The sequence below is a fragment of the Bradyrhizobium sp. CIR48 genome (genome assembly GCF_014198315.1).
Taxonomy (GTDB): Bacteria; Pseudomonadota; Alphaproteobacteria; order Rhizobiales; family Xanthobacteraceae; genus Bradyrhizobium.
This window is the reverse complement of sequence record NZ_JACIHG010000008.1, coordinates 175907-198785: the sequence shown is the minus strand read 5'-3', so window position 1 is coordinate 198785 and position 22879 is coordinate 175907. Positions and strand designations below refer to the sequence as shown.

The following is a 22879-nucleotide window of genomic DNA, read 5'->3' as shown; positions in this document are numbered from 1 at the left end:
CGGAGTGGCGCACCATCCCTCTCAGTTTCGGACGCCCCCTAGCTTCGCCGCATGCGTTCGCTGTACGCGTAGGGCCACAGCTGATATGCTTTTCGCCATTGGGTAAACGGCAGCTCGCCACCATACTTTTTCTGCGATGCCGGCCTTCTGATCGGACCTCGATCCCGCTCGCGCCTTTTCGCCTTGCTTCGACAAGAACGCTGAACAAATTTGTCAACGGCTGCCGCGTCCCCGCTCACATTGGGAGATGTGCCATGGCTGCATCGGACTGGCGTCTCGAAGGCGAATGGATGAAGAACTGCACCTGCGCGTTTGGCTGCCCCTGCGATTTCAACGCACGGCCGACCCAAGGCTATTGCAAGGGAATGGTCGCCATGCGGATCGCCAAGGGACATTTCGAAGGGACCAGGCTCGATGGTCTCTGCTTTGCGATCACGGTCGATTTCCCTGGGCCACTTCATGAGGGCAACGGGACAATCCAGCCCATCATCGACGAACGCGCCACGGCGGAGCAGCGGCAGGCGTTGTTCGATATCTTTTCCGGCAAGCATTCGGCCGAAGGCACGCTTTTTCAGATCGTCAGCATGATCGTGACCAAGATCCACGATCCGGTGTTTGCGCCGTTCGAGTTTTCCTTCGACAAAGAAGGACGCGTCGCAAAACTCATCGCCAGGGGCGTGCTCGAGACCGATGTCGAGCCGATCAAGAATCCGGTGACCGGTGATCCGCACCGCATCCAAGTGGTCATGCCCGAGGGGTTCGAACATCGGGCGGCCGAGGTCGCATCCGCCAACATCCGCTCGACCGGCGCGATCCCGTTCGAGACCCGCGGTACGCATAGCTCGCTCGCCAATGTCGTGCAGACGCCCGAGGGCGTAGCGGCATGATGCGGCGCTGACACCGAGACAAAACCTCGGTGTCAGCTCCTCATCGCCATGGACAAGTCGATGCAGGGGCGCTCGATACTGGAACATTTGCTCCACCGCGACCGGCTGATCGTCGCGATCGGGACCGCCGCAGTGGTGGCGCTCGCCTGGGCCTATCTCGCCGCGGGCGCCGGCATGGACACCGAGATGATGGCCGACATGCCGGACATGGCGCCGATGCCGTGGACGCCATTCTATGGCGTGCTGCTGTTCGTGATGTGGTGGGTGATGATGGTCGCGATGATGGCGCCGAGCGCGGTGCCCACCGTTCTCCTGTATGCGACCGTCAAGCGCAAACAGGAGACTGCCTCCCGCGCCGCAATCGATACCTGGATCTTTCTCGCCGGCTATCTCGTGACGTGGGCGGGGTTCAGTCTCGCGGCGGTGGTGGTGCAGGGAGCGTTCGAACGCTTCGGATTGCTGTCGATGGCGATGGCAAGCACCAGCGCGATTCTGGGTGGCGGCATTCTGATTGCAGCAGGGGTATATCAGTTCACACCTTTCAAACAGGCGTGCCTGCGCTACTGCGAGAGCCCGCTGTTGTTTCTCAGCCGACATTGGCGGCCCGGCACGCGCGGCGCATTGCGAATGGGACTTCGCCACGGCAGCTACTGCGTCGGCTGCTGCTGGTTTCTGATGGTATTGCTGTTCGTCGGCGGCGTGATGAACCCGGCCTGGATCATCGGCATCGCGCTCTATGTCGCCGGCGAGAAGCTGCTGCCGTTCGGCCGAAGATTGAGCTATGCGGCAGGCGGGGTCCTCATCCTGTCCGGCGCGATCGTTCTTGCGCGCGCAATCTGAAAAGGCCCAAAGGCGGCCAAAAATGTGCGGCTTTCGACATGCCCATGTGCCTGATTGCTCAAGGCCAGCCGACCTCCGTGATGATACGGATGGTTTAATCTGAAGAATTGAGCTTTACCCAAACACAAACTTAAGGCTGTTTCAGCTACCTTTGCGCTATGAACAGCACCCGCGCGCCGCTTTCGGCCGCGGGTGTCCCTGTGCAGTCGAGGCGGAGACAAGGCGATGCCAATACTGCGGGCGAGCGCAGTTCTGCCCTGGCGGCCGAAGCGGGGGTGCGCGTCGTGATTCCCGCAGGGGCAGTCCGCAAAGCCGGAAGAACGATCCTGCGGAATGGTCCGCTGCAGATCGCGTTGTTCTTTCTGCCCCTGGTCTGGATCGGCTATTTCGCAATCACCGCGTCGGAGCGGATGGACGCGGTCGAGCAGGCGCGGTCGCACGGCAACAGCGTCGCCGAACTGTTCGAGGAAAACACCGAACGCATCTTCGAGCGCGTCGATCAGTCATTGCTGGTGGTGCGAGCGCTCTACGCCCAGGATCCGCTCACCTTCAGCTTGAAGTCATGGTCGGACAAAGCCCGCATTGCGACCGGCGACGTGGTTCAGTTCGCACTGATCGGATCGAACGGATACATGACCGAGACGACCGCGGGCTATTCCGGCCCGCCGCTTTATCTTGGCGATCGCGAGCACTTCATCAATGTCATGGCGCAAGCCGACGATCGCCTCTACGTCGCCAAGCCGGTGCTGGGAAGGGCCTCGAACAAATGGACGATCCAGCTCGCAAGAAAGGTGTTCGACCTCGCGCGGAATCCGGCCGGGGTGGTCGTCGGCTCGATCAGCGTCGACGTGGTCGGCAGGTTCTACGACACGGCAAAGCTCGGCGTCGGCGGAACGCTGGTGCTCAGAAATGCCAATTACGTCGTGCTCGCCGCCCGGGGCGTGGACCAGGGCTCCGTGCTGGGACAACACGCACCCAGCCGCGTCGAGGGCGAGCTGGGTGACGGCTTCTATGTGCAATACTGGAACGAGAACCGACCAAACCGCAGCGACCGGTTGACCACGGCGCGCAGGTCGCGTGCGTTTCCGCTCATCTTCACCGTCGGCATTTCGGGGCAGGAGATTTATTCCCGCTCCGCCGTCCGGCAGAAGGTTTATCTCGGCGGCGCGCTGCTGCTGACGTTCATTATCCTCGCCGCGACGACATTCCATTGGCGACGGCAGCAGGCGCTGGATCGCGCTCACCGCGAGCGGCGCGATTTTGCCAGCAAGTTCGAGGATGCGCTCCGGAACCTTCCCCAGGGCTTGAGCATGTTCGATGGCCGCGACCGCCTGATCGCATTCAACCCGCAATGGCTCGAACTCTATGGCCTCCTGCCGGAAGACATTCGGATCGGCATGCATTTCCGGGATATATTCGCAAAACAGACCGCCGTGCTCGACGTCGAGACCTATCTCGTCGATTTGAAGAACCGGCTCGCCCGGTCGGAGCAGATCTCGAACACCGTGCAGTTTCCCGATGGACGGGTCGTCTACATCTCCTACGGCCGGCGCGAGGGTGGCGGCTGGGTCGCTACTCATGAGGACATCACCGAGCGCAAGGCGTCGGCGGACCGCATCGAGCGGCTGGCGCATTACGACAGCCTGACCGGCCTTGCCAACCGCAACCTGTTCAAGGAGCGCATCGACGAGGCGCTGGCCAGCTCGCGCCGGCTGGAGCCTGGGTTCGCCGTACTCCTGCTCGATCTCGACAAGTTCAAGTCCGTCAATGATGCGCTCGGCCATCAATGCGGCGACGCGTTGCTGAAGCAGGTCGCCGACCGGATCAAGGCGCAGATTCGTGATGCCGATACGGCGGCGCGAATTGGCGGCGACGAGTTTGCCGTGATCGTGGCCGCGATGCGCGACGGCGCTGCAAGCCTGGCAGAGCGGCTGGTCCAGGCCATTGCCGAGCCCTATCACATCGATGGCCATCCCGTCGTGATCGGCTGTAGCATTGGCCTTGCGCTCGTGCCCGAGCACGGCACGCGGGTCGATGAGATCCTTCGCAACGCCGATCTTGCGCTCTACAGGTCGAAGAATGCCGGCCGAAGCTGCTTCCACCTTTATTCAGCGGAGCTCAAGGCGGAAGCGGATCAGCGCAACGTGCTCGAGATCGAGCTGCGCGAAGCGATCTGGCGCGAGGAGCTGGAGGTGTTTTATCAGCCCGTGATCGAGCTCGGCACCGGTCGGGTAAAATCGGTCGAAGCCCTGGCGCGCTGGCATCACGGCACCAGGGGCTACATTCCTCCGGCTGAGTTCATTGCGGTTGCGGAGGCGGGGGGCTTGATCGTCGAGCTCGGCAATCAGGTGCTGGCCCGGGCCTGTCGCGATGCGATGAGCATGCCGGCCGACGTCAAGGTCGCTGTCAATCTCTCTGCCCTGCAATTTGCCGGCACCAATCTCGTCGACACCGTGACGTTTGCGTTGGCGCAGAGCGGCCTTCCGCAAACCCGGCTCGAGCTCGAGATCACCGAGAGCGTATTTCTCGCCGACACCGAGGAGAACCTCAAGACGCTCCAGCGCCTCAAGGCGCTCGGCGTCTCAATTGCCCTCGACGATTTCGGTGTCGGATACTCGTCTTTGTCCTATTTGACGGCCTTTCCTTTCGACAAGGTCAAGATCGACAAATCGTTCATCGACAGGATCGATCGCTGCGAGACCGTCGCCGTGCTGAAGTCCATCGTGCAGCTCGCGAAGACGTTGAAGCTCTCGATCGTCGCCGAGGGGGTCGAGTCCTTCGAGCAGGTCAAACGGCTCCAGTCACTCGGCATCCCGCTCGGCCAGGGATTTCACTTCAGCAAGCCCGTGCCGTTCGCCGGCCTCTCGTGGCAAAGCCCCCCGGCGCGACGGAAACGGCGGGCGGCGTGAGCTGAATGCCTCCGGCGTTTGCCATCATCGCCCGCCGCCCAAGAGCAGGAAAGCTGAGCAGGTGAAGGCTCCCTTTGAATAGCTTGGAAGGGGGAAGATTTGGTGGTTCCCTGGCACGTTAAGCTTCCGCTGAGAGGCGAAGGACCGCACCGCGCGGAACCAATTCCCGAGCCCAATCGCACCCGCCGATCCTGGCACTCCACTTGCTGAGTCATGACCAAAGCCGGGCCTCGGCAGGGAGGCCCGTTTCAGGTTGAGGCATGCGATGCAAGAAATGTCCCGTTCTGGTACTGCCGGAGAACTCCGGCTCGATGCGCTGATCGCCGATTTGTGGTGGCGCGTTCGGCTGTTGAATACCGACATTCTCGAGGAGGAAGCCAAAGCCGGGGTGTTTGACGTGCAGCAGCCGACCTATCCGCTGCTTGCACTCAACCTCCGAGCGCGGCGCGACAATCTGGTCTCCACGATCGGCGTGCTCGAGCAGCGTGCGAAGTCGGTGTCGGAAGCGGCTTGAGAGCGGCCACCAATTGATGGCGGCGATCGATCGCGACGGCATCAGCCGGGCGATCGACACCTCCTCGCCATCGTAATGATGGGGCGAAGTGCTTCCGCCGTTCTCCGCCGCAAGCTCATCGCGACGGCCGTGCTAAAGCGCGATGAGATTAGGATGAAACATCATCGCGCTTCAGTTTATTGTTTGAGCATGATCTTTTTGGAAAACCGCTGCACACTTTTCCGGATCATGATCTAGAATTCGCACACGTCAGGATGCAATAGCGGTCCCCGCTTGATCCAAACGCGGGCGCCCTCCGCGCCAACCTGCGCATGCAGATTCACGCCCGCCGGCAGACGCCCCCAATCCTGCGGGCTCATCGCCTCGCCGTCGACCGTGAGGCCGCCCGACACCAACAGAAACTCCAAGCCGCCCGAATTCTCCACTATGACGGTCGCGGTCGCCCGCCAGTCCTCCAGCAGAACCGTTTCATGGCCATCATCGAACAACACTGTTGCGGCGCTTGCGCCGGGGCGCGGCTCCGCGGGCTGACCTTCGCCCGGCAGGCGGACGGTCTGCGCCCTGTCGTCAGCGCGGAACTGCCATAGCCGCACGAAGATCGTGCAGCCGCCCTGTGATGCGGGTGCATGCGAGGTGCCCGGCGGATTGCGCACATAGGTCCCGGTTGGATAATCGCCCTCGTCGTCCTGGAAGACGCCTTCCAGCACCAGAAACTCCTCCCCGCCGCTATGCACATGGCGCGCAAAGGCGCTGCCGGGCGCATAGCGGACGATCGAGGTGGCGCGCGCCTTCTCCTCGCCGATCCGAAACAGCATGCGGCGGTCGACGCCGGGCGCCGGACTCGGGATCCAGTCCTCCTGCGAGGCGTGGGCGATGACAGGGCGAGAAAGGTCGTCATTGATGCGCATGATCAGATCTCCGCAAATCCGCCGTCGACATTGATCTCGGCTCCAAGCAGGTAGCGCGAATCGTCGCCGGCCAGGAATGTCACCGCCGCCGCGATCTCCTCCGGTTTACCCATGCGGCCGGCTGGAACCTTGGAGCCGACCTTATCAGCATAAGCCCTGAACTCCTCTTCGGTCTGCCCGGGTGCGCGATGGATCGGCGTGTCGATCGGACCTGGGCTGACTGCATTGACGCGGATTTTTCGGGCGACAAGCTCCGCCGCCAACACGCGTGTGAAGGACCGTACGGCCGCTTTAGAGGCAGACAAGACCGCCCGGCCCGGCGTGCCGACCTGACCCAGCCATGAGGTATTGAGAATGATCGAGCCGCCATCGGCCATGATCGGAAGCACTGCCTGGACCGTGAAGAATACGCCCTTCACATTGATGTCCATCAGGCGGTCGAAGCTCTCTTCGTCGGTCGTTTCAATCGGCGTTCCATAGGCGACGCCGGCATTGGCGAAGGGGATGTCGAGCTTGCCGAAGGCGTGGCCGACGATCTGCACCATCGCCTTCAGATCGGCAAGGGAGCGCACGTCGGCGCTGATCGTGAGCGTATCGCCGCCGACTTCCTGACGCGCGGCCTCCAGCTTGGCCGCATCAGTGCCGGTGATGGCGATGCGGACGCCCTCAGCGCGAAGCCGCTTGGCCGTGGCAAGGCCGATGCCACTATTGCCGCCAGTGATGAGCGCGGTCTTTCCGTTCAGCATGTGATGGTCTCCTGTGCATCGATCAATCGGGCGAGGACCTCGGCGACGGCGCGAGCCGCAGCATCGATCGCGCCGGCGAGATACCCGGGTTCGGTCGCACTAGTCTCGCTACCGCCGAGCGAGATCCGGTCGGCCCAGGCGCCGCTCACCCAGGACGTTCGGACGGGAGGCAAATGCGCTCCGCCGATGCGGTCGGCGTCGGTTGCGGTCAGCGGATCGGTGGCCCAATCCTTGAACAAGGTGGCACGAGGCTGCGCCGCTTCAGGTCCAAACAGACGCTCGAGCTGGGTAATGCAGGCCTGCACCAGCACATCCTCGCCAACGGCGAGGCGCTGATCCGCGGCGACACCGAGAAAGCCGAACAGCGCGGCCGATCCGAACGCGGTCGTCGCATCATGGATCTCCGCCATCGGGCCGACCATGCTCTGCACGGTGCCGGAGAGACTCCTCTCTCGCCAGAATGGTCGATCGTACAGCGCGAAGAATTTGGCGTGCGGCGCCATCCAGGTCGCGGTACTCTGCCAAAGTAATGCGGTCGCAGGCTCGAGGCCTGGCTGAAACGAAACCGTCCGTGCCAAGAGACGGGGCGGCAGCGCGAGGATCACCTGATCGGCAACCAGTATGGCAGAAGACGCATCCGCCGCTTTCATCGCCAAGGTCACCCCGTCGCGCGTCAGTGCGATACTGGTCACTGCCGATCGAAGCTGGAGGCGCCGCGGCGGCAGGGCCGCGACCAGCGCACGGATCAGCGCTCCGGTGCCGCCAGTCAGCCGCATCGATTGCGGCTCCTGTCTCATCGCGCTGAAGCGCTGGACTGTCTCCTTCGACATGCGTTCGAACAGAGCGTCGCCGTCGCCGTTTTGCGGAAAAGCGCTCAGTCCAAGCTCATGGATCAGCTCTGCCATCGCCGGCTGCAAGCCGGGCCAGAACCAGGACGGGCCGAGATCGAAGCCATCGTCAGAGATCGCTCCCGCACTGTCGACGGAGAGGATGCGCCCGCCAAAGCGATCTCTCGCCTCCAGCAGATGGAAGTCGATGCCGGCCGCATCGAGCAGACGCGCGGCGTAAAGGCCGGCAAGACCGCCGCCCACAATGGCTACCTTGGTTCGCATGCTCATTTTTCGCAACTCGTGTGCGGTCCACGTGTGTCGCTGTGACGATCATGTTGAAGGGTGCTCCCGAGAGCACCCTTCGATGATTCAGGCGAGGCGGTTCGCGAGAGCTTCCGCAAGCGGCACGGCGGAGGCGGGGCTCTGACCTGTCATCAGCACGCCATCGACGACCACGTTCGGCTCCCAATTGGCCTTGCTCTGATATTTGGCACCGCGATTCCTGAGCTCGTCCTCGAGCGAGAACAGAAGATGGTGCAACAGCTCGATTTCGGTGTCTTCCGCGTTCTTGAAGCCGGTCAGGTTCAGGCCGTTGACGAGATATTGGCCATCGTCCTTCTTGACGTCGCGCAGGATAGCGGGCGCGTGGCAGACCATCGCGATAGGACGCTGCGCATTGTGGAAGTCACGGATCAGCTTGATCGCGTAGGAATCCGACGCGAGATCCCAGAGCAGGCCATAGCCACCGGGGAAGAACACGGCATCGTACGTGCGGTAGTCGATATTGCGCAGCTTCCGGGTGTTGCGGGCAGCGAACATTGCGACCGGATCAGCGAGGAAGCGCTCGGTATATTCGGTGGTGAACGGCGACTTCATGCTGAGGAGGTCGATCGGCGCTTCGCCGCCCCGTGGGGAAGCAAAGACGACCTCAAAGCCGGCCTTGGTGAGGATGTAATAGGGGGCCGCCAGTTCGTGGAACCAGGTGCCCGTCTGCTTGCCGCTGATCCCCATCTCGTCGACCGACGACATGATGAGGAGGATGCGCTTTTGTCGGTTGCCAGTGCCCATAAATTTTCCTTCAGGGTGATCAGAGATTGCGATATCTACCTGTCGACAGGTAGATAATGGATCACGCACATACAGCTTGTCAGGCCCGATAGCAAGATCTACCTGTTAACAGGTAGGTGAACGACTTGGCAGACTGGAAGGCTATGACCGACACGGTGGAAGCAATCATGGACGCGACGGAGCGACGAATCCGGGAGGCTGGCTATAGCGGCTTCAGTTTTCGAGAGGTCGCCGCCGACGTCGGGGTGAAGAGCGCGAGCATCTACTATCATTTCCCAACCAAGAGCGCGCTCGCGGCCGCTGTGGCTCGACGTTACAACCAACGCGTGGTCGCGGCCGCCGATGCCGGGGTCGCCACCGGACAGAATGTGGTCCAGGCCTGGCGGGCGGTGTTTCGCAGCGCCCTCGATGATGGCGCCAAGATGTGCCTCTGCGGATCGCTCGGCGCTACCGTCCCCGACCTGGCGCCGGACGTGGCTCATGAGGTTCGGCAGTTTTTCCAGGCGGGCATCGCCAGCCTCGTCGCCGGCGGCCTCACCGAACAGCGTGCGACCCAGGTGCTCGCGACGCTCGAAGGCGCGATCCTGATGGCCAGCGCACAGGGCGATCCGACCCTCTTCGACCGCGCAACTGAAGCGCTGGGTTGAGGCGGAGACGCGCCGACATCGAGGAGGGGAAGCTCCATAGCGGCCTCCGACAAGGATTCGCGCTTCACCGGAAACGTCAGCGACTTCGCCAGCCTCTCCCGGTCGACCGAGCGCTGGCAGCCGGTCTTCTCGAAGAAATGAAGAAGGTGGCTCGCACCGTGCTGACGGACACGCCCAGCGTATTGCAGCAGCGTGGCACTCGCTGCGGGCCGGCGTTGAAGTCGCGGCGGCTCCTCTCGTGCCTCTTCCTCCGATCGAACGACGCACGGTCACCAGCAGGAGCGATGATCATCGCGTGACCGGTGACACATATCTTCCTCGCGGGTCGATCTAGCTTGCGGTCAGGTGGTTCGCAGTGATCCACCGGGAAGAGGACAAGACTTATGCGCAATACCATCCTTGTGGCCTTCGCAGCGATCACCTTGGCAAGCGTGGTGACACCCGCGAGCGCGCTGACCATCGTCCGCGATCATCGCGACCCGCCCATCGTGCGCGACCATCGCAATCAGACCATCGTCAGGGACCACCGCACTCAACCCGAGGTCCGCGATCATCGCCACTAACGTTCCGGCGGCGGAGCCGAACCGAACGGGTTCGGCTTCGTCGTCTTGTCGAAAAGCCCGACAATCGTCCCGCGCACAACGCCGGTGTCCATTCGCGATTGTGAGGCCTGAGCACGAGCCACGCCCGCGCTCCCATGCTATTGCTGCCTCCGCAACTTCCCGCGAGGCCGCCATGCTCCCCATTCCCGCCGATATCTTCACCGAGCCCGAGGACGTCTCGCCCGACGGCCTCGCCAATCTCGGCCCGCTCCGCCGTCTCGCAGGGCATTGGCAGGCGGACAAGGGCATCGACATCAATCCGAAGGCGGAGGGGCCGGAGCGGCGGACCTTCATCGAGCGCATCCGCATGGATCCGATCGATCCGCAGGCCAACGGGCCGCAGCTGTTGTACGGGCTGCGCTATCACATCCACATCAACACGCCCGAGGAAGACATCACCTTCCACGACCAGGTCGGCTATTGGCTGTGGGAGCCCGCGACCGGGCTGATCATGCAGACGCTGGCGATTCCGCGCGGGCAGGTGCTGCTGGCCTCGGGCAAGGCCGGGCTCGACGACAAGACGATCTCGGTCACCGCAAAGCGCGGCGACACCGCCTACGGGATCTGCTCGACCGACTTTCTGGAACAGGCCTTCCGCACCGACTCCTATCGCTGCGACATCACCTTCAACGACGACGGCAGCTGGACCTATCTGATCCAGACCGAGTTGTTCGTCCGCGGCGCGCCGTTCGACCATCGCGACACCAACACGCTGCAGCTCGTCGCGCCGCCGAAGCTCAATCCGCTCGCGGTGATCGTCAACGATCGCGCCAGGAGCGATGAGAAGGGCGATGGGTCGGCAGTGTGAAGCGCGGCGTCGGAGAATCGCATGAAGCCCTATGTCATCTGTCTGATGCACTCCAGCCTCGACGGCCGCACGCATCCCAGCCGCTGGCGCCCGAAGGGGGCGGGCACGGATTGGTTCGAGAAGATCCATGACGAGCTCGGCGGCGATGCCTGGGTGATTGGCCGCGTTACCGGCTCGGAGTTCGCCAAGGGCCAGCCCTATCCCGCGACGAATGCGAAGCTGCCGCGTGAAAACTGGTTCGCGCGGCGTGATGCGAAAACCTATGGAATCGTTCTCGATGCGCAGGGCAAGATCGGCTGGGGCCGCTCGGACATCGGTGGCGATCCCATCGTCGTCGTGCTGACCGAGAGCGTGCCGGATTCGCATCTCGCCGGCCTGCGCGGCGAGGGCGTGTCCTACATTTTCGCCGGCAAGTCCGAGCTCGATCTGGCGCTGGCGCTGGACATTCTCAGCCGCGAGTTCGGGGTGAAGCGGCTGCTGGTGGAGGGCGGCGGCGTCGCCAATGGCGCGTTCCTGCGTGCCGGTCTGATCGACGAGTTCAACCTGATTCTCAGCCCAGCGATCGATGGCGCAGAGGGCGCGCCCTTCGTGTTCTCTTCGACCGAGGCGGACAGCGACAAGCGCGCACCGATCACGGCGATGACGCTGGAGAGTACGCGCCAGCTCGGCGGCGGCGTCCTGTTGCTGCGCTATCTGATCACGAACGATCCGCAAGCCGCGAGCCGGTAACGCGCGGCCATGCCCGAGACAACAGAGCATATCGTCATCGTCGGCGCCGGCGCGGCCGGCCTGATGGCGGCGCGCGAGCTGGCGCGGGCCGGCCGCAGGGTGACGGTGCTGGAGGCGCGCGAGCGCTGCGGCGGCCGCATCCTTCCGCTGCCGGTCTCGGAGTTCGGCTACCCCGCCGCGGGCGGCGCCGAATTTGTCCATGGCGAGGCGCCCGTCACGCGCGGATTGCTGCGCGAGGCCGGGCTGTCCCTTCACGAGATCGCAGGCGAGCAGTGGAGCTTTGACGGCACGGCGCTCTTGCGCGAGGAGCGCGACGATCCGCACGAGGCGGAGCTTCAGGCCGTGCTGAAGGACTTGAAGGACGATCTTTCGGTCGCCGAATTCCTGCGCCGGCATTTCGCCGGGGACGACTATGCGCCGATGCGCCAATCGATCGAACGGATGGTCGAGGGCTATGACGCGGCCGACCCCGAGCGCGCCTCGACGCTGGCGCTGCGCGAGGAATGGATGGATGGCGGACACGCGCCGCAGGCGCGCATCGATGGCGGCTATGGCGCGCTGATCGACTTTCTGGCCGCCGATTGCCGCAAGTCTGGCGTGACCATCCATCTCGGCGCCGTCGTGTCGGCGATCGAGGAGGACGGTGACACGGCGGCGGTTCGCTGCGGCGGCGGCGATGTACACGCCTGCGATCGCGTGATCCTCACCGTGCCCCTGCCGCTGCTGCGCGAGATGGCTCTGCCGGCGAGTGCGCGCGCGAAGCTTGCTGCTGCTGATGACATCGGCTTCGGCAACGTCATCAAGATCCTGCTGCGGTTTGCGCGGCCGTGGTGGCGCGAGCGGCACCAGGATCTCTCAGCCATGACCTTTCTGTTGTCCGACCGGACCATCCCGGTGTGGTGGACGCAATATCCGAGCGGGCAGGCCGTGCTCACCGGCTGGTTCGGCGGCCCGCGCACGGCGGAGCTGGAAAGCCTCGATCCACAAGGACTGATCGCCGCCGGGCTCGATTCGCTCGCTGCCATCTTCAAGCTGCCGCGCGAGGACGTCGCGCGCGAGCTTGTGGCGGCCACGGCGACCAACTGGGCGCATGATCCCTTTGCCCGCGGCGCCTATTCCTGGGCGACGCCGCGGACGCGCGCGGCACAAGTGGTCCTCGCGCGTGCCGATGGCCTGGTGCTGTTCTCCGGCGAAGCTCTCTATCGCGGCCGTGACATGGGCACGGTGGAAGCGGCACTGGCGAGCGGCCAGGAGACGGCAGAGATGATTTTGCGGGGGTAAGTAAAAGGCGCGCATCGCGGGCCTTTCCTTTTACCAGCGTCCGCCGCCGAAGCTGAACGTCACGCCCGGACCGCCGCCGCCGTAATATCCGTACGGCCCGCCGCCGTAATAGCCGTGGTGCCGCGGGTAATAACCGTAGCTCCGGTAGTGCGGACGATAGTAGCCGTGATGGTGGTGATGATGGCGCCAGTGATGGTGATGGCGGTGGCCATGGTGCCGGTGCTGCGCGCTGATGTCGGTCGACTGGCCGGCTGGCGCGTTCTGCTTCGCGCCTGGATTATTGGCCGCGTTCGCCGCCGATCCGCCGGCAAGCGCCGCAGCACCGACCGCCATCGCGACAATGAGATACTTCATGGTGTCATCACTCCAGTTGAATGTCGTGTGACAACAGATGGGCGTCGGCTGCGTTCCGGCCAGTGCGGGCGTCGAAACGACGCAGTATCGCGACGTCCGATTCGCGCGCGTGAACGCACATCGTGAGATTTATTGTCGCAACATCCGCATTGATCGCATTGCTGCCATCACTTGGCCGCGAACGAGGCGAGCACGTCGTCGCTGGTGACGATGCGCGCGAACTCGCCGTTGAGGTTCGACAACGTCATTGCATGGATTTGCTCGGCGGAATGCTTGTCGCCGTCGGGCCCGACGCGGTCGAACGTCCATGTCGCATCGCGCACGAGGTGCGCGTCGAACCCGAGATTGCCGGCCATCCGCGTCGTCGTCTCCACGCAATGATTGGTGGTGGCGCCGCAGATCACGAGCGTGCCGATGCCGGCCGCGCGCAGGCGCTGTTCCAGGTCGGTGCCGATGAAGGCGCTGTTGACGCGCTTGATGATGACAGTCTCGCCCGGTTGCTCGCGCGCCTCGTCCTTGACGGCGTAGCCGGAACGCGATGGCAGAAACGATGAATTCGGCTTGGTGCCTTCATGGCGGATATGAAAGATCGGCGCGCCGCGCGCTCTGAATGCCTGCGGCAGACTGGCGATCCGCGCCACCGCATCCGGATTGTTGCGCCGCTGTCCCGCCGCCTCCCATTCGTCGAACGCGCGCTGGACGTCGACGACGATGAGGGCGGGGAGGGAGCGAGGCATGGAGGTGCTTTCGGTTTCTATTGCTGAGTCAATTATGCGAGGCGAAGACGACGACGGGCAATGTCAATCTTCCCTCGTTTCGAGCCCCGTAGCCCGGATGCGGATTGGGAAAGCCGTGGCGTTCGGAGAGCGCCGCGAGGAACGCGTCCTTGCATGGCCGCCTTGCTGAGGATCAAAGCGGCAAGGGCTGGCCGGCCTAGTGTCGAGGCACCAAATGGTTGGGAATCGATGAGATGCGAGAGGACGCCATGCCGGGGCCGACGAGTCAACCGGACGGACTTGCCGGGATCAGGACGCTGCCGCAGCTGCTGCGCTGGCGCGTCAAGGCGACGCCGGCGGCGGAGGCTTACCGCCATTTCGATGCGACCGCGCAGCGCTGGGTCAGCCAGTCCTGGCGCGAGATCGATGCGGGATTCGAGCTGTGGCGGCGCGCGCTCGCCGCGGAGGAGTTCGCGCCGGGCGAGCGTGTCGCCATCCTGATGCCGAACGGCATTGCGCATATCGCCATGGACCAGGCCGCGCTGTCGCGCGGCCTCGTGCCGGTGCCGATGCATGCCGTCGACAACCCCGACAGCATCGCCTACGTCCTCGTCGATTCCGGTGCGCTGCTCCTGTTCGTCGATACACTGGAGCGCTGGCAGGCGATCGTGGCGACCGGCCAGCCGCTCGACCATCTCAAGCGCGTCGTCTGCGCGGACGCAGGCGGGCTCATCACGCCGGACGCGCGCATCGTCGGGCTCGACCACTGGCTCGCACAAGCAGCCGGCGCGACCGCGCCGCTGCCCGATGTCGTGATCCAGCCGGACGATCTCGCCGCCATCGTCTACACCTCGGGCACGACCGGGCGGCCGAAGGGCGTGATGCTGTCGCACGGCAATGTCGTCGCCAATGTGAAGGCGATCGCGCATCGCATCGCCGCCGAACCGCACGACGTCTTCCTGTCCTTCCTGCCGCTCTCGCACACCTTCGAGCGCACCGGCGGCTATTATTATCCGATCGCGGCCGGCGCCTGCGTCGCCTATGCCCGCTCGGTGCCGCAACTCTCGGAGGACCTGAAGCGTGTGCGGCCGACGGTGCTGATCTCGGTGCCGCGGATCTACGAGCGCATCTACGCGCTGATCATGCAGCATCGCGCATCAGCTGGAAGTATCGAACGCGCGCTGCTCGACCTCACCATAGCCGTCGGCGGGCGCCGTTTCGATGCACGGCAGCGGCATGGCGTGCCGTCGCTGCTGGACCGGCTGGCCTGGCCGCTGCTCAAGCGGCTCGTCGCCGATAAGGTGCTGGCGCGGCTCGGCGGCCGCCTGCGCGTCGCGGTCTCGGGCGGGGCGCCGATCGCGCAGCCCGTCATTCGCCTGTTTCTCGCGCTCGGGCTCGACGTCCTCCAGGGCTACGGCATGACGGAGACCTCGCCGGTGGTGTCGGTCAACACCATCGATGACAATGATCCGCACTCGGTCGGCCACGTCCTCGACGGCGTCGAGGCGAGGCTAGGCGAGAACGACGAATTGTTGGTGCGCGGCCCCAGTGTGATGCTCGGCTATTGGCACAAGCCGGACGAGACGCGCCGCGTCAAGGACGCCGACGGCTGGCTGCACACCGGCGACCAGGCCCGCATTGAGAACGGGCGTATCACCATCACCGGCCGCATCAAGGACATCCTGGTCACGTCGACCGGCGAGAAGATCGCGCCGGTGGATCTGGAGACCGCGATCCTCGCCGATCCCCTGTTCGAGCAGGCGCTGGTGGTCGGCGAGCAGCGGCCGTTCCTTACCGCGCTGGTCGTGCTGAATGCCAAGGCCTGGGTGCAGGAGAAGGAACGGTTAGCTGCCAGCGGCAAGCAAGGCGGCGCGGCGGAACGGGCCGCCCTGCTGGCCAGGATCGCCGCGGCCGTGAAGGCCTATCCGTCCTACGCGACACCGCGCGCGGTGTGGTGGACGCTGGATCCGTGGACCATCGCGAGCGGCCTGCTCACGCCGACACTGAAGAACAAGCGGCCCGCACTCGAACGCCGCTTCGCAGACGAGATCGAACACGTCTATGCGAAGAAGCCCGCGGCGATAACGCCGACGTGATTTCGTCTCCTCCCCCGCTTGATCCAGCGCAACTTCGGCCGCTGCCTCGCAATGCAATGTCGCTCGTGAATTCGAACGGCAGTCGAGGCAAGTCATGAAGGCGTATTTCATCGGCGGTGGCATTGGGTCGCTCGCGGGCGCGGCGTTCCTGATCCGCGACGCGCAACAGGCCGGGCGCGACATCGTGATCTACGAGGCGCAGCCGCTGGTCGGCGGCAGCCTCGACGGCGCGCTGCTCGCGAACGGCGCCTATTCGCTGCGCGGCGGACGCATGCTGACCACCGACCATTACGAATGCACCTGGGATCTGCTCTCCAGCATCCCTTCGCTCGAGCATCCCGGCCGCAGCGTGCGCGACGAGACCATCGCGTTCAACCTGGAGAACCCGGCGCACTCGCAGGCGCGGCTGGTCGATCGCAACCGTTTCAAGGTCGACGTCTCGCATATGGGCTTTTCCGCGCGCGACCGGCTCGAGCTGTTGCGGCTCACCGAGGCTTCGGAGGAGACGCTCGGCAACAGCCGCATCACCGACTGGCTCTCGCCAAAATTCTTCGAGTCCAATTTCTGGTACATGTGGCAGACCACCTTCGCGTTCCAGCCCTGGCACAGTGCGGTCGAGCTGAAGCGCTATCTGCACCGCTTCATGAACGAATTTCCGCGCATCGAGACGCTCGCCGGCGTCAAGCGCACCGTCTACAATCAATATGATGCGATCGTGCGGCCGCTTGCCGACTGGCTGAAGCGGCAGGGCGTGCAATTCGTGCGCGGCACCCGCGTCACCGACATGGCGATCGAGAGCGTGGACGGACGGTTGCGGGTGCGCCAGCTCGTGCTCGATCGCGACGGCCGCATCGCCAACGTTCGGCTCGAGGACGGCGATCTCGTGTTTTTCCAGAACGGCTCGATGACGGACGCCTCGAGCCTCGGCACCATGACCGAGCCGCCGCCGCATCTGACCAAGAAAGACAGCCAGGGGTGGGCGCTGTGGGAGACGATCGCGAAGGAGCGTCCCGAATTCGGCAATCCCGCCGCGTTCAACAGCTCGATCCCCGAATCCTATTGGCTGTCCTTCACCGTCACCTGCCGCGATCCACTCTTCTTCGAGAAGATGGAGGCGTTCTCCGGCAACCGGGCGGGCACCGGCGGCCTCGTCACGTTCAAGGATTCCAACTGGCTGATGTCGGTCGTGCTCTATCACCAGCCGCATTTCGCCGGACAGCCGAAGAATGTGCAGGTGTTCTGGGGCTATGCGCTACATCCCGACCGCGTCGGCAATTTCGTTGCCAAGCCGATGTCCGATTGCGGCGGCGCGGAGATCCTGAAGGAGCTGTGCGGCCATTTGAATTTCGATTCGAGCGTGTTCGCGGATGCGATCTGCGTTCCCTGCCGCATGCCCTACATCACCAGCATGTTCATGCCGCGCAATCTGGCCGACCGGCCGCTGCCGGTGCCGAAGAATTCGGTCAACCTCGCTTTCGTCAGCCAGTTCGTCGAAATCCCCGACGACGTCGTGTTCACGGTCGAATATTCGGTGCGCGCGGCGCAGATGGCGGTCTATCAGCTCATGAAGATCGATCGCCCGGTACCGCCGGTCACGCGTCACGACAAATCGCTCGCGGTGATCTTCGCGACGCTGGAAAAGGCGTTCGCGTGACGGCTGGCCAGCGTCGCTGGCGCCTGCGATAGGAGCTATCGCAACGCTGCCAGCGGCAGGCTAACGTGAAAGACGGCGCCCCCTGACGGCGCGTTCTCTGCCCAGATGCGCCCGCCATGCGCCTCGACGATGGTATGGGCGATCGAGAGGCCGATGCCCATGCCTTGGGTCTTGGTCGTGAAGAACGGCTCGAAGATCTCCGTCATCTTCTCCGCCAGGATCCCGTCGCCGGCATCGGCGACCGAGACGAGGGCCACATTACCGTCGGCAAGACTGGTTCGGCCGATGACGCGGCGCCGCTTGTCCGGGAGATGCGCCACGGCATCGATGCCGTTCACGACGAGATTCAGGATGGCCTGCTGGAGCTGAACCTTATCGCCCTTAACGCGGATATCCGCGGATGAGGGTTCGGTCATGAGTTCGACGTCGTGGGTCAGGGCCTGCACGGAGAGGAATCGAAACACCTCGCCAACCATCGCATTGAGATCGAGCTCGCGCCGTTCGGTCGGGTCTCGCTTCAGAAACGAGCGCAGCCGGCTGATGACGTCGGCGGCCCGCTGATCGTCCCGGCGAATGTGGTCCAATAAGTCCCCGATCTCGCCGAGGTCGGGCGCCGGATTCCGCAAGATCTGCTGGGCCGTCTCGGCATTGATCAGGATGGCGGCGAGCGGCTGGTTCAGCTCGTGGGCGAGCGAGGCGGACATCTCACCCGCGGTGGCGCGGCGATTCATGTGGGCGAGTTCCGACATGCGTTGCCGCGCCTCGACCTCGGCCACGAAGCGCAAGCGGCGCTCGCGCAGCAGAATGGCGATCATCAGCGCCTGCACCAGAACGACACTGGCGACAATGGTGGCGTGCCAGTGATACCTCTCCCAGAAGGTTGGTTCACGGAAACGCACCTCGCTGCCGGGAGGCAGATGGGCCTCGTCCACGTTCCAGCGTTTCAGCTCCCGCCAGTCGAAGATCGGCTTCACGTTATTCCCGCCGAAGGGGACGATGCTCGACGGGGCCTCGCCGCCGAGAATCCGCATGGCGACCTCGCCGGCTTCCCGTCCGATCATTTCGGGCAGCAGCAGGAAGCCGCCCACGCCCGAGCGTCCGAGGAACGTATCGGACGTGATGATGATCGGGCGGTTGGCGCTCTCGGCGATGCGTGCGAGCGCGGCGGCCGGGGAATAATAGGTGCCTTCGCCGTCGGAATACATCGCCGAGGTCAAGATCGCGGAGCGGGCGGGCAGGGACGCGACGTGAGCGCGGACCTCGCGCAGCACCGCGCCCGACAGATCGGTGACTTCGAGGTCGGGCATTGCCGCCGCGAAGTCCTGCTTCCAGTGTCCGTATGTCAGCGGATTCTTCCAGGCCTCGCCGACGAGAACGACCCGGTTGAGGTCGGGAACGACAGCGCGGGCTGCGGTCAGCAGCTGCGCCGGTCTCACCCGTGTGAAGACGGTCGTCGTGTTGGGCAGGAACAGCGCGCGCGTCTCGGGCAGATCGGGCACGAAGCCGTAGACGACCGGCGCATCTGGCCAGATCTCCTGCTTGCGCTTCCGAAGGAATTTCGCCGATGAAACTCCGATCGAAACGATGACGTCGATCGGCTGCCGCGCATATTTGGTCTTGAAGTGACCGACCAGGCTCTCTTCGTAGTCCGGTCCCGGGAAGCGGGCGAGATCGAGGCTCTCGCCGTACGTCACCGTGTGACTCGTCCCGTTCGGCTTTGCGACGGCGCGGATGCCGGCAAATATCTCGGAATAGAAGGGTGAGCGAAAATCAGCCTCTTCCAGAACCAGGATCGAACGCTGCCGCTTGCCGTCGGCCGCGATGCATTCACGCGACAGGCTTGCGAGGAGGAAGATGAACAGGATGCGCATGAGCCCGGTGATCATACGCATTGCCGGGCTCTCGGCCCCGCCTCCAGTTGCAATCGGGCTTCCTCGGTGAGGACGCGCGCGAGAGCATACAAGCCGGACCTGGAGTTTCAAACGGAAGGATGCGCTTTCACTTCGCTGACACAGCAGGCGAGACGAAGTGCCGCTACTTGAACGGGTCCTGGATCGAGGGCAGCGATTGCCGGATGCGGCGCACGCTCACCGGCGTACCGTCGGAGACGAACAGCAGTTCATATCGCCGGCCCTCACTGTCGGTGGCTGAGCAAGTGACGTCGGTCACCTTCCTGGCGGCGAAATTGCCGGTCTGGCGGCAGAGGCCGGTGGAGGTCTGCTCGGCCGGCACCGGCAGGCCGTCGACCCTGGGCCGGTCCTTGGAGTTGAGCAGCATGCGGTCGATCGGCAGCTCGTAGGAATTGTCGTCGGCGCGCTTGCCGTTCTCGCCGGAGAACGACACGACGTGGCTGTCGTCGGAGGGATCGTCGACCGCGACCGCGAAATTGACCCGGCCCTTGTCGCCGTGGGCGTAGGCCACCGTCTTGCAGGCGAAGGTGCGCCCGGCAACCTTGAAGGTCTTGCAGTGGCCGGACATCAGCGCCAGCAGGTCGATGAAGGCATTCTGCGGCGCCGGCGGGTTGTTGACCGGGATCGGCTTGGAAGTTTCGGCAAAACAAGGGCTTGCCAACGCGGCAAGGGGCGCGGCGAAGACTAGCGTGGCGGCCAGAAGCGGTCGGCAGAGGCGCATCGGAAGGCTCACGTGCCAGGGAACCACGGTCGGGTTCCGCACCATAACGATCGAACCGCAAATTGGTTGCGATCCCGTTTGTCCTGCAAGTCCCGTAAGGAATACCACCGCGCCACCCCCGACGGCGTCCACATCGCCCAAACCGTCCCGCAGGCACTTGCCGTCAGGCCGGTGTTTTTTTCGTGGCGGAACTCAGGCCATTGCCGCCTGCCAGCGCGCATCGCGAAGTGAGGGTCGGCGGTGCAGGCGGGCGTCCAGCACGGCGCGGGCGCGGGCCAGCTCGCCGCTGCGCATCAGGGCGACGATGTAGGTGTCCTCGACCAGCTCGCGCTGGGCATGGCTGCCGCCGATCCGTACGACCTCGCCGAGGACCGGCGCCAGCGTTTGCGCGCATGAGGCGTAATCCTCATCCGCAAAGGCCGCCAGCGCGCGGAAGATCGCCGGCACCACGGGGCCGGCCGGCAGCTTGCCCTCGGCGAGGCGCTGCTCGATGGCCGCAAGGCGCGTGGTGAGCGCCGCGTGATTCTGCGTCGCTGCCGCGAACAGCGCCATGTGGATGTCGGCGAAAGACAGGCTCGACTTCGGAAACAGCTTTTGCGCGCTGGCGTCGGCGTCGAGCCACAGCTCCCTCGGCACGGAATGGCCGTAAGCCGACAGGCGCCACAGCAGCGAGGCGGCATCGGTGATGACGTTGAGCGGCGGCGCCTGCGTGACTGATGGCTGAAGCACGTCGGCATAGATCGCGAGCGCGCGAGCCGCATCGCCATGCTCGAGCGCGCCGAGCGCCTGGTGCCAGCTGATATGGCCGTGCAGAATTCCGGCGCGGTCGTAAGAGGGGATCCAGTCGTCGACGAGGCGGTCGGCCGCCTCGATCGAGCCGTCCTCAAACATTGCATGCAGCACCGCGTGTGCGGCGTGGGCATTCTGACGGCGTAAATTGAAGCCGCGCTCGGTCATGGCGCGACCGCGTGCGACGTCGCCGTTCTCGGTCATCGCCCAGCCGGCCATGGTCAGGAACCACCAATCCTCGCCATAATGCTGCGCAAGCGGCTCGCACAGCTCGTGCCGGGCGCGGTCGTGGTCGGCCATGCCGGAGAAGGCGAACAGGCCGAACGCGCCGAGCGGCAGCGACAGCACCAGTGCATCGCGCGGCCAGCTCTCGATATGCCTCAGCGTCGACGCGATGGCTTCTAGCAGCCGGCCTTCGATCGCCCGCGCCAGCGTCTCGACATGCGAGCGCTCGCGCTCGGTGCCGCGCTTTGCGACCAGCTCGCGTGCTAGCGCCGCTTTTTGCCGTGCCAGATCGCCCTGCTGGTAGAAGGCGTGCACGCGGGCGCGGGCGATATGGGGAAGCGCGAAATCCGGATCAGTCGCAATCGCGCGCTCCAGCATCTCCGCCATGCCGGTCCAGCCCGCGAGCATGAGATCGACGCCTTCGCGATAGGCGGATGCAGCCGCATCGGATGTGGTGGAGAGCGGCAGGCCGTAGCGGTCTTCGAGCGCCATCGTCGTCTCCCGGTTTCACGCCGTCCGCGCGCGGCGGCCTTCGATCGGGTAGGCGGGATCGTTGTAGCCCGGCGTCGAGGGGTGGCCCGGCACGACCAGCCGGTCGATCAGCGCCTCGTCATCCCCAGTGAAGCGGTAGTCGAGCGCGCTGATGTAGCCGTCCCATTGCTCCTCGGTGCGGGGACCTGCGACGATCGAGGAGACGAAGGCGGAGTTGAGTACCCAGGCAACCGCGAACTGGCCGGCGGTGATGCCCTTTTTCTCGGCGTGAGTCTTGATCTCCTGCGCAAGCTGGAGCGATTCCGGCCGCCATTCGGTCTGCATCATGCGGGTGTCGTTGCGGCCGGCGCGCGTCTCCTTGTCCGGGGCGGAATCGGGCTTGTACTTGCCGGTGAGCACGCCGCGCGCCAGCGGGCTGTAGGGCACGATGCCGAGACCGTAATAGGAGCAGGCCGGAAAGTGCTCGACCTCGGGCATGCGATTCATCGCATTGTAATAGGGCTGGCTCACCGCGGGACGGTCGATGCCGAGACGGTCGCAGATGTTGCAGATCTCGGCGACCCGCCAGGCGCGGTAGTTCGAGACGCCGAAATAGCGCACCTTGCCGACGCGGATCAAATCGCCCATCGCGCGCACCGTCTCTTCCAGCGGTGTCGAATGGTCTTCCTTGTGCAGATAGTAGATGTCGATGTGGTCGGTGCCGAGCCGCGCTAAGCTTTCGTCTACGGCCTGCAGTACCCAGCGCCGTGACAGCCCGCTGCGGTTGGGATCGTCGCCCATGGGGTTGGCGAGTTTGGTGGCGAGCACCCAGGCGTGACGGTTGCCCGCGATCGCGCGGCCGACGACCTCCTCGGAGCCGCCCTTCGAGTAAGCGTCGGCGGTGTCGATGAAGTTGATGCCGGCGCCATGCGCTTTGTCGATGATCCGCTTTGACGTGGCTTCATCGGTGGGGCCGCCGAACATCATGGTGCCCAGACAGATCGGCGACACTTTCAGGCCGCTGCGGCCGAGCTGACGGTATTGCATGGGCGGGTCCTCGATTTCTTTATGGAGATCAGCATAGCCAGCTACAGTCGTCATTGCGAGCGCAGCGAAGCAATCCAGAGATGCGTCCGCGGATAGATGCTGGATTGCTTCGTCGCAAGAGCTCGTC

Annotated in this window: 20 protein-coding genes and 1 pseudogene; 11 read left to right on the top strand and 10 right to left on the bottom strand. The window is 64.5% G+C overall.

The window, feature by feature from the left end; all coding sequences use genetic code 11:
• Positions 1 to 254 precede the first annotated feature (254 nt).
• The 4 genes from GGD66_RS24765 to GGD66_RS24750 all read left to right on the top strand — a co-directional run bounded on the left by GGD66_RS24765 (position 255) and on the right by GGD66_RS24750 (position 5150).
• Positions 255 to 887 (top strand): DUF1326 domain-containing protein, encoded by a 633-nt coding sequence (locus GGD66_RS24765; protein ID WP_183259255.1) that lies wholly within the window; start codon positions 255 to 257, stop codon positions 885 to 887.
• A 60-nt stretch (positions 888 to 947) separates the two neighbouring features.
• Positions 948 to 1727 (top strand): DUF2182 domain-containing protein, encoded by a 780-nt coding sequence (locus tag GGD66_RS24760; protein WP_246788967.1) that lies wholly within the window; start codon positions 948 to 950, stop codon positions 1725 to 1727.
• Between the two features lie 353 nt (positions 1728 to 2080).
• On the top strand, positions 2081 to 4636 hold the full coding sequence (locus tag GGD66_RS24755) for an EAL domain-containing protein (RefSeq protein ID WP_183235549.1): 2556 nt from the start codon (positions 2081 to 2083) through the stop codon (positions 4634 to 4636).
• Between the two features lie 265 nt (positions 4637 to 4901).
• Positions 4902 to 5150, top strand: a complete 249-nt coding sequence (locus GGD66_RS24750) for a hypothetical protein (RefSeq protein ID WP_026202521.1) — start codon at positions 4902 to 4904, stop codon at positions 5148 to 5150.
• A gap of 233 nt (positions 5151 to 5383) precedes the next feature.
• Here the strand turns inward: GGD66_RS24750 and GGD66_RS24745 are convergent, their stop codons facing one another.
• The 4 genes from GGD66_RS24745 to GGD66_RS24730 all read right to left on the bottom strand — a co-directional run bounded on the left by GGD66_RS24745 (position 5384) and on the right by GGD66_RS24730 (position 8702).
• Positions 5384 to 6058, bottom strand: a complete 675-nt coding sequence (locus GGD66_RS24745) for a cupin domain-containing protein (protein ID WP_092254090.1) — start codon at positions 6056 to 6058, stop codon at positions 5384 to 5386.
• Positions 6059 to 6060: 2 nt separating this feature from the next.
• Positions 6061 to 6804 carry an SDR family oxidoreductase gene (locus GGD66_RS24740; protein ID WP_183259253.1) on the bottom strand — a complete coding sequence of 248 codons (744 nt, stop codon included), beginning with the start codon at positions 6802 to 6804 and terminating at the stop codon, positions 6061 to 6063.
• Positions 6798 to 7916 carry an FAD-dependent oxidoreductase gene (locus GGD66_RS24735; RefSeq protein ID WP_183259414.1) on the bottom strand — a complete coding sequence of 373 codons (1119 nt, stop codon included), beginning with the start codon at positions 7914 to 7916 and terminating at the stop codon, positions 6798 to 6800. Before GGD66_RS24735 ends, GGD66_RS24740 begins: the two co-directional genes overlap by 7 nt.
• 87 nt (positions 7917 to 8003) lie before the next feature.
• The gene (locus GGD66_RS24730; RefSeq protein ID WP_018321280.1) at positions 8004 to 8702 is read right to left on the bottom strand and encodes a type 1 glutamine amidotransferase domain-containing protein; all 699 of its coding nucleotides are present in this window, start codon (positions 8700 to 8702) and stop codon (positions 8004 to 8006) included.
• A 143-nt stretch (positions 8703 to 8845) separates the two neighbouring features.
• On the opposite strand from GGD66_RS24730, the gene GGD66_RS24725 reads away from it, so the two are divergent.
• The 5 genes from GGD66_RS24725 (at position 8846) to GGD66_RS24705 (ending at position 12769) form a co-directional block, all read left to right on the top strand.
• A complete protein-coding gene (locus GGD66_RS24725) occupies positions 8846 to 9349 on the top strand; it encodes a TetR/AcrR family transcriptional regulator (protein ID WP_183259252.1) in 504 nt (167 codons plus the stop codon).
• Between the two features lie 383 nt (positions 9350 to 9732).
• Positions 9733 to 9912 (top strand): hypothetical protein, encoded by a 180-nt coding sequence (locus GGD66_RS24720; RefSeq protein WP_018321282.1) that lies wholly within the window; start codon positions 9733 to 9735, stop codon positions 9910 to 9912.
• A 172-nt stretch (positions 9913 to 10084) separates the two neighbouring features.
• On the top strand, positions 10085 to 10759 hold the full coding sequence (locus GGD66_RS24715) for an FABP family protein (protein ID WP_183259251.1): 675 nt from the start codon (positions 10085 to 10087) through the stop codon (positions 10757 to 10759).
• A gap of 21 nt (positions 10760 to 10780) precedes the next feature.
• Positions 10781 to 11488: a dihydrofolate reductase family protein gene (locus GGD66_RS24710; protein WP_183259250.1), complete on the top strand. Its 708-nt coding sequence runs from the start codon at positions 10781 to 10783 to the stop codon at positions 11486 to 11488.
• A gap of 9 nt (positions 11489 to 11497) precedes the next feature.
• Positions 11498 to 12769, top strand: a complete 1272-nt coding sequence (locus GGD66_RS24705) for an NAD(P)/FAD-dependent oxidoreductase (protein ID WP_183259249.1) — start codon at positions 11498 to 11500, stop codon at positions 12767 to 12769.
• Between the two features lie 30 nt (positions 12770 to 12799).
• On the opposite strand, the gene GGD66_RS24700 is transcribed toward GGD66_RS24705, so the two are convergent.
• Together GGD66_RS24700 and GGD66_RS24695 are read right to left on the bottom strand one after the other, a co-directional pair.
• Positions 12800 to 13123, bottom strand: a complete 324-nt coding sequence (locus GGD66_RS24700) for a hypothetical protein (RefSeq protein ID WP_183259248.1) — start codon at positions 13121 to 13123, stop codon at positions 12800 to 12802.
• A gap of 167 nt (positions 13124 to 13290) precedes the next feature.
• Entirely contained in the window at positions 13291 to 13860 is a 570-nt protein-coding gene (locus tag GGD66_RS24695) for a cysteine hydrolase family protein (protein WP_183259247.1), read from the bottom strand.
• Between the two features lie 248 nt (positions 13861 to 14108).
• Between GGD66_RS24695 and GGD66_RS24690 the strand changes: the two genes are divergently transcribed.
• On the top strand, positions 14109 to 15935 hold the full coding sequence (locus GGD66_RS24690) for a long-chain fatty acid--CoA ligase (RefSeq protein ID WP_183259246.1): 1827 nt from the start codon (positions 14109 to 14111) through the stop codon (positions 15933 to 15935).
• A gap of 64 nt (positions 15936 to 15999) precedes the next feature.
• Positions 16000 to 17589 (top strand): annotated as a pseudogene (locus tag GGD66_RS24685) (oleate hydratase); the annotation flags it as partial.
• 35 nt (positions 17590 to 17624) lie between these two features.
• Here the strand turns inward: GGD66_RS24685 and GGD66_RS24680 are convergent.
• From GGD66_RS24680 to GGD66_RS24665, 4 genes are all read right to left on the bottom strand, one after another.
• Complete coding sequence (locus GGD66_RS24680) at positions 17625 to 19481, bottom strand: sensor histidine kinase (protein WP_183259244.1); 1857 nt, start codon at positions 19479 to 19481, stop codon at positions 17625 to 17627.
• Positions 19482 to 19623: 142 nt separating this feature from the next.
• Positions 19624 to 20220 carry a hypothetical protein gene (locus tag GGD66_RS24675; RefSeq protein WP_183259243.1) on the bottom strand — a complete coding sequence of 199 codons (597 nt, stop codon included), beginning with the start codon at positions 20218 to 20220 and terminating at the stop codon, positions 19624 to 19626.
• Between the two features lie 192 nt (positions 20221 to 20412).
• Entirely contained in the window at positions 20413 to 21726 is a 1314-nt protein-coding gene (locus GGD66_RS24670; RefSeq protein WP_183259242.1) for a tetratricopeptide repeat protein, read from the bottom strand.
• Between the two features lie 15 nt (positions 21727 to 21741).
• Complete coding sequence (locus tag GGD66_RS24665) at positions 21742 to 22752, bottom strand: aldo/keto reductase (RefSeq protein WP_183259241.1); 1011 nt, start codon at positions 22750 to 22752, stop codon at positions 21742 to 21744.
• Between the last annotated feature and the right edge of the window lie 127 nt (positions 22753 to 22879).

Coding starts and splice junctions, on each gene's coding strand:
- GGD66_RS24765 (WP_183259255.1), top strand. CDS start 255: ATGGCTGCATCGGACTGGCGTCTCGAAGGCGAATGGATGAAGAACTGC.
- GGD66_RS24760 (WP_246788967.1), top strand. CDS start 948: ATGCAGGGGCGCTCGATACTGGAACATTTGCTCCACCGCGACCGGCTG.
- GGD66_RS24750 (WP_026202521.1), top strand. CDS start 4,902: ATGCAAGAAATGTCCCGTTCTGGTACTGCCGGAGAACTCCGGCTCGAT.
- GGD66_RS24745 (WP_092254090.1), bottom strand. CDS start 6,058: ATGCGCATCAATGACGACCTTTCTCGCCCTGTCATCGCCCACGCCTCG.
- GGD66_RS24740 (WP_183259253.1), bottom strand. CDS start 6,804: ATGCTGAACGGAAAGACCGCGCTCATCACTGGCGGCAATAGTGGCATC.
- GGD66_RS24735 (WP_183259414.1), bottom strand. CDS start 7,916: ATGCGAACCAAGGTAGCCATTGTGGGCGGCGGTCTTGCCGGCCTTTAC.
- GGD66_RS24730 (WP_018321280.1), bottom strand. CDS start 8,702: ATGGGCACTGGCAACCGACAAAAGCGCATCCTCCTCATCATGTCGTCG.
- GGD66_RS24725 (WP_183259252.1), top strand. CDS start 8,846: ATGACCGACACGGTGGAAGCAATCATGGACGCGACGGAGCGACGAATC.
- GGD66_RS24720 (WP_018321282.1), top strand. CDS start 9,733: ATGCGCAATACCATCCTTGTGGCCTTCGCAGCGATCACCTTGGCAAGC.
- GGD66_RS24715 (WP_183259251.1), top strand. CDS start 10,085: ATGCTCCCCATTCCCGCCGATATCTTCACCGAGCCCGAGGACGTCTCG.
- GGD66_RS24710 (WP_183259250.1), top strand. CDS start 10,781: ATGAAGCCCTATGTCATCTGTCTGATGCACTCCAGCCTCGACGGCCGC.
- GGD66_RS24705 (WP_183259249.1), top strand. CDS start 11,498: ATGCCCGAGACAACAGAGCATATCGTCATCGTCGGCGCCGGCGCGGCC.
- GGD66_RS24700 (WP_183259248.1), bottom strand. CDS start 13,123: ATGAAGTATCTCATTGTCGCGATGGCGGTCGGTGCTGCGGCGCTTGCC.
- GGD66_RS24695 (WP_183259247.1), bottom strand. CDS start 13,860: ATGCCTCGCTCCCTCCCCGCCCTCATCGTCGTCGACGTCCAGCGCGCG.
- GGD66_RS24690 (WP_183259246.1), top strand. CDS start 14,109: ATGCCGGGGCCGACGAGTCAACCGGACGGACTTGCCGGGATCAGGACG.
- GGD66_RS24680 (WP_183259244.1), bottom strand. CDS start 19,481: ATGCGTATGATCACCGGGCTCATGCGCATCCTGTTCATCTTCCTCCTC.
- GGD66_RS24675 (WP_183259243.1), bottom strand. CDS start 20,220: ATGCGCCTCTGCCGACCGCTTCTGGCCGCCACGCTAGTCTTCGCCGCG.
- GGD66_RS24670 (WP_183259242.1), bottom strand. CDS start 21,726: ATGGCGCTCGAAGACCGCTACGGCCTGCCGCTCTCCACCACATCCGAT.
- GGD66_RS24665 (WP_183259241.1), bottom strand. CDS start 22,752: ATGCAATACCGTCAGCTCGGCCGCAGCGGCCTGAAAGTGTCGCCGATC.